Source organism: bacterium, from assembly GCA_035371905.1.
Classification (GTDB): Bacteria; Ratteibacteria; UBA8468; order B48-G9; family JAFGKM01; genus JAMWDI01.
The window spans coordinates 1-6,060 of sequence record DAORXQ010000098.1 but is presented as its reverse complement, the minus strand read 5'-3'; the positions used below and the strand labels follow the sequence as shown (position 1 = coordinate 6,060).

General features: G+C 28.6%; 6 protein-coding genes and 1 pseudogene. 4 read left to right on the top strand and 3 right to left on the bottom strand.

All coding sequences use genetic code 11. The features are described 5' to 3' along the window. The 3 genes from PKV21_08640 to PKV21_08630 form a co-directional block, all read right to left on the bottom strand. Nucleotides 1-848: acetyl-CoA decarbonylase/synthase complex subunit delta (locus PKV21_08640; GenBank protein HOM27554.1), on the bottom strand; the 848-nt coding region annotated here is incomplete at its 3' end. Nucleotides 849-860: 12 nt separating this feature from the next. Continuing rightward, nucleotides 861-1,031, bottom strand: a complete 171-nt coding sequence (locus tag PKV21_08635; protein HOM27553.1) for a hypothetical protein — start codon at nt 1,029-1,031, stop codon at nt 861-863. Further along, nucleotides 1,021-1,788 carry an AAA family ATPase gene (locus PKV21_08630; GenBank protein ID HOM27552.1) on the bottom strand — a complete coding sequence of 256 codons (768 nt, stop codon included), beginning with the start codon at nt 1,786-1,788 and terminating at the stop codon, nt 1,021-1,023. Before PKV21_08630 ends, PKV21_08635 begins: the two co-directional genes overlap by 11 nt. Before the next feature lie 58 nt (nt 1,789-1,846). On the opposite strand from PKV21_08630, the pseudogene PKV21_08625 reads away from it, so the two are divergent. The 4 genes and pseudogenes from PKV21_08625 to PKV21_08610 form a co-directional block, all read left to right on the top strand. After that, nucleotides 1,847-2,916 (top strand): annotated as a pseudogene (locus tag PKV21_08625) (AAA family ATPase). Then, on the top strand, nt 2,913-4,775 hold the full coding sequence (locus tag PKV21_08620) for an ASKHA domain-containing protein (protein HOM27551.1): 1,863 nt from the start codon (nt 2,913-2,915) through the stop codon (nt 4,773-4,775). The pseudogene PKV21_08625 and the gene PKV21_08620 overlap by 4 nt, the downstream one beginning before the upstream one ends. Beyond that, nucleotides 4,772-5,521, top strand: a complete 750-nt coding sequence (locus tag PKV21_08615) for an AAA family ATPase (GenBank protein HOM27550.1) — start codon at nt 4,772-4,774, stop codon at nt 5,519-5,521. The genes PKV21_08620 and PKV21_08615 overlap by 4 nt, the downstream gene beginning before the upstream one ends. 19 nt (nt 5,522-5,540) lie before the next feature. Beyond that, the coding region (locus PKV21_08610) for a (Fe-S)-binding protein (GenBank protein HOM27549.1) at nt 5,541-6,060 on the top strand (520 nt) is incomplete at its 3' end.

Genomic DNA, 6,060 nt, shown 5'->3' with positions numbered 1-6,060 from the left:
AAAGTTGCTGTTATACCTTCAAACATAATACCTCTTTCTTTTTCTTTACCAAGTTTAACATCCATATTTTCAGGGATACTTACCTCTTTAATTTTCCAGACCTCTTTTGATAAATAACAATAAATAGGAAAGGCAAGTTTATCATCTCCCTGTAAAAGTCCAGCAATTCTATCTCTCTCCATAACTGAATATGTATATTCAATTCCATAACCAAGAGAACCAACTGTTGGGTCCATAATTATTTTATTTTCAGGTACACCGAGTTCTAAAAGTAAAATATTTAATTGTTTTGCAAGATTTATATCAATCGGTGTTGAAGCAATTACCACTTGTTTATAAGCAATAGCAGAAGCACCTATCTGTTTATAATTCTTATCAACAACTGGTCCAACTACTATATTTTTTCCACTTGCCACTTCACAAACCATTTTTAAAACTTCTATATCTTTTTCAACATTTCCACTTCCCCAGAAGATTAAAGGGACATCTATCCCGTTTACAATTTTTTCAACTATTGGTCTTACATCTGAAGCACTTTTATTCATTCCATTCGGGTCTGTTGAATTTAAAAATATAGTTAAACATTTAGCACCATATTCATTTACACATTTTTTTGCCCAACTTAAAGGGTCATTTATGACATCTTTATAAGGAGATAAACAATTTTCAGGCCATTCTTCAGGTTGACTATCCCATACTTCAAAAGATATTATAGGTTCATTTGGGAATTCACATTCAAAATAATGAAAATTAAATCCATTCTGTCCACCAACTTTTATCTTTTTTTCGCCTATACCAATTTCAATTTCTCTTATTTTTCCCGTATAATTCAATTTTAATTCGTCCATATTTTCTCCTTTTTATGCAGGTGTTTTTCTCTTTTCACTTCCATATCCTTCACCAAACCAATATCTTTCACTTACTTTTATAAATTTTATCATCTCATCTTTATTTTCAAATTTTTTCCATTTAAGAGATTTTTTTGGTTTTCCTTCTTCATATGTTTCTCCAAGAACTTTTTTATCTTCCATTTTTTGCCTCCATTTTTGCAACTATCTCTTTAATATAATTCAAAATTATAGGTGCACTTTCCCATGGCGTCTTTCCTTCTATTTCTCCTTTTTTCATTTCAGGGAAATAGGGGATATAGCCAAGTATTTCTGAATTTTTTAGTTTTTCAATTATAAAATTTTTCTCAATTTCAGATTCAATTTTATTTCCAATTACACCAGTTTTTTTTATCTTTATTTCTTTTGCAAGTTTTTCAATTCTTTCAGTCGTTTCAATGCTTTTTTCGGTTGGTTCAGTTATAATTAATAACCAATCAATCCCTTCAGTTGTTCCTCTTCCAAGATGCTCAATTCCTGCCTCCATATCAAGTACAACAACATCATCTCTTTTTAAAATTAAATTCCTTATAACTGCTTTTAAAAATGCATTTTCAGGACACATACATCCAAGACCACCACCCCTTACAGTTCCCATAATTCCTACAAGTAAATTTCCATTTCTGTAAAAAAATCTTTCTGGGATATCATCAACTTCTGGATTCATTTTAAATATAATTGCTCTTTCTCCTGGTTTTGTCCCTGTCCTTTCAGCAATAATCTCTTTTAATTCAATTAAAGGTATGATTTCTTCTTTTATGTTGAGAGTTGATTTTAAATTACTGTCAGGGTCTGCATCAATCAATATAACTCTTTTTCCTTTTTCAAGATATACTTTTGAAATACAAGCAGATATTGTTGTTTTACCCGTTCCACCTTTACCAGAAATTGCTATTTTCATAAGAAAATAATTTTAGAGCAGATTTTCAAAAAAGTCAAATTTTTGGTATAATTAAATTATGCCAAAAAATATATTTATTGCAGCAACAAGACAAAATGATAGAAAGACAGTTATAAGTATAGGGCTTTTCCTTGTTTTGAAAAAATATGTTGATAAAATTGGATTTATTAAACCAGTTGGTCAAAAATATTTAGTTATTGATGGTAAAAAAGTAGATAAGGATGCGGTTTTACTAAAAAGAATTTGTAAATTAGAGAATGAACTTGAAGATATGAATCCAATTGCTGTTGAGGAAGGTTTTACAAGAAATTATCTTGATAATCCAAATAAAGATGAACTTGTTGAAAAGATTAAAAAGAGTTATGAGAAGATTTCTGAGGATAAAGAAATGGTTATAATTGAAGGAACTGGACATGCTGGAGTTGGCTCAATTTTTGATTTAAACAATGCAGAAGTAGCAAGAATTTTAAATTCACCCGTTATTTTAATTTCAATTGGTGGAATAGGAAAACCAGCAGATGAAATATCTCTTAATCTTTCTCTTTTTAAAGAAAAAAATGTTTCTATTAAAGGAGTGATTATAAATAAAGTTCAAGAGGAAAAAAAGGATATACTTGAAAAATACCTAAATAAGTTTTTCCAAAAAATTGATTTAAAACTTTTAGGCCTTATTCCATATGTTCCTTATCTTACTCAACCAAATCTTTTTCAAATATGTGATGCAGTTAATGGAAAAATAATTACTGGTTGGAATAAAATGAGGGAAAAAATAAAGAATGTAATTGTTGGTGCAATGACTCCAAGACATGCACTTGATTATTTTAAACCAGATTCATTATTGATAACCCAAGGGACAGAGAAGACATAATTCTTGCTGCACTTTCTACATCAATGCAGAATTTAATAAAAGGTATCGTTTTAACAGGTGGTATATATCCTCATAAAACAATACTTGAACTTATTAAAAAATATGATTTTCCAACAATTGTAGCAGAAGAAGAAACATATATAGTTGCTTCAAAAATTAATGACCTTGTTGTTAAATTAACAGAAAACGATTTAGATAAGATTGAAATAGCAAAAAAAATTATAGAGGAAAATGTTGATATTGAAGAAATTTTAAAATGAAAGAGTATTTTATCCTTACTGTTAAACCACTTGATAAAAAGATACCAATAAGGAAAGGAACAGATATTTTGTCTGCTTTAATAAAAGGAAATATTTTTATTACATCAAGTTGTGGTGGAAAAGGTATTTGTGGAAGATGTAAAGTGAAAATATTAAAAGGTGATTTTTATTCTGAACCAACAGGGAAAATTACTGAAGAAGAGAAAAGAAATAATATTTATCTTGCATGTAGAACAACAATACTTGATAATATGGAAATTGAATTACTTCCTGAGACAGTTATTCCTGAAAAAATAGAGAGAGAATTTGAAAAAGGAGAAGAATTTGAACATATTAGAATTGATGTAAAAGAATTATTTTCATTTTCTCCGCTTATTAAAAAAATATTTTTGAGATTACCATCCCCAAATTTTTCCGATACTTTAAGTGATTATGAAAGAGTTAAAAGAAATTTAAGAAAATATATAAATAAAGAAAAATTTAGAATTGATATTTCAAATTTACGAAAATTACCAAATCTTATAAGAAGCAGTTTCTGGGAGATAACAGTGACTTTAATAGAAAATGATGACATGGTGGAAATACTTAATATAGAACCGGGTGATACATCTAAAAGAAATTACGGGATTGCTGTGGATATTGGGACTACAACTATTTCAGCAAGTTTAATTGATATTAATAAAGGTGATGTTCTAAAAACAGAAATAACATTTAATAGACAAGCATCTTTTGGAGATGATATAATTTCAAGGATTGTATATGCTGAAAAAAAAGATGGACTTGAAAATTTACATCATGTTGTGACAGAAACAATAAATGATATGATAATAAACTTATCAAAAAAGTGTGGTATTTCAATAAATGACATAACTGGAATTTCAATTTCTGGAAATATGACCATGGTTCACCTTCTTTTAAAAATAAATCCTTCATTTTTAAGAAAAGAACCATATATACCTATTGCAAATGAATTCCCTTTAATTAAAAGTGCAGAAATAGGTATTAAAATAAACCCTTCTGGAATATGTGAAATAGTTCCTGGGGGATTTCCTTATGTGGGTGGAGATATAACTTCTGGTATTATAGTTTCAGGTATTTATAAAGAAGATGTACTTTCTATTTTCCTTGATATTGGAACAAATGGTGAAATTGTTGTAGGGAATAAAGATTTTTTAGTATGTTGTGCTGCTTCTGCAGGTCCATGTTTTGAAGGAAGTGGTGTTAAAAATGGGGTAAGGGCAATAAAAGGAGCAATACAGAAAGTAAAAATAAGTAATGGAGATGTATTTTTTGAAACAATAGGTGGAGTAGAGCCAATAGGAATCTGTGGTTCTGGATATATTGAATTACTTTCTGAACTTTATAAAAATGGAATAATTGACAGAAACGGTAATTTTATAAAGGAAAATGAGAGAATTATTGAAAATGAAGGGATTAAAGAATTTATAGTTGCAGAAAATAAAAAAGGAGAAAAGATTGTAATTACACAAGCAGATATAGATAACTTGATAAGAGCAAAAGGAGCAATATATTCTGCAATTTCTACTGTTTTAAAAACACTCGGAATAAAAATTGAGGATGTAAAAAAATTCTATATTGCAGGTGGATTTGGGAAACATTTAAATATAAAAAAATCAATAGAGATAGGGCTTTTTCCTAATTTACCTGAAGAAAGATTTAAATTTCTTGGAAATACTTCTCTATTAGGAGCAGAAAGTTTTATTTTAAGTGAGAAATTCAGAAAGTTGTCAAAAGAGATAATAAAGAAACTTACATATATAGATTTGTCAAGAAGTCCAATTTATATGGAAGAGTACCTAAAAGCACTTTTTATACCACATACTGATTTTGAAAAATGAAACCATTAAAAATTGGTGTAGCAGGAAAAGGTGGAACAGGTAAAACAACTTTAACTTCATTGATTATTCTTTCTCTTTTAAAAATGAACAAAAAACCAATACTTGCTATAGATGCAGACCCAAATAGTAATCTTGCTGAGAATCTTGGTATTCCACAGCCAAAATCCCTTGTTGAAATAGTTGATGAGATAGAAAAAATAAAGAATAATTTACCTTATGGAATGGAAAAATCAAAATATCTTGAAATAAGGATTCAGGAGGCAATTAAGGAAGAAAAGGGATTTGATTTACTTGTTATGGGAAAGACAGAAGGACCTGGTTGTTATTGTTATGCAAATAATCTTTTAAGAGAGTGGATGGAAAAAATTGAAAAAAACTACCTCTTTATTGTTATGGATAATGAGGCAGGAATGGAGCATATCTCAAGAAGGACATCAGGAGACCTTGATATTCTTTTTATTGTTTCCCTTTGTGATAAAATCTCTTTAAGAACAGCAGAAAATATATACAAAATGATAAATTCTCTTGAATTAAGCATCAAAAAAACATATCTTGTTTTAAATGAATTTATGAAGAAAAATTTAAATGAGGTTAAAACTTTAATCCCAATTGCTTTCACAATTCCTTTTGATGAGGAAATTTATAGTTTAATAGAAGAAAATAAAGGGCTCTTAAATCTTTCTGAAAATTCATCTGCTTACAGTGAAGTTAAAAAATTTTTGAATTTTTTACTTTCTAATTTATAATTTAAAAAAAGGAGGGGAAATGGCTTTAAAACCACTTGATATTTTTAAGTTTTTACCAAAGACAAACTGTAAAGAATGTGGGTTTCCGACATGTCTTGCTTTTGCAATGCAAATCGCGATAGGTAAAGCTGAATTATCTCAATGTCCTCATATAAGTGAAGAAGCAAAAAAGCAACTCTCTGCAGTAAGTGCTCCTCCAATAAAAACAATAACTGTAGGTAATAAAGAAAAAGTTAATCTTGGAGGAGAGACAGTTTTATACAGGCATGAAAAAACATTTTATAATCCAACAGGAATTGGAGTTTTAATAAAGGAAAGTATGGAAGAACAGGAGATAAACAGAGAAATAAAAAATATTACTGACTTTAACTATTCAAGGGTAGGAATAGAACTTAAAGCAGAGTTTATTGGAATTAAGGATGAGGGGAAAGGTAAATTTATTGATATTGTTAAAAGATGTTATGAAACAGGAAAAAATTTAATACTTATGAGTGATAATTCAGAAACAATTAAAAATTCTCTTTCTATATGCAAAGATG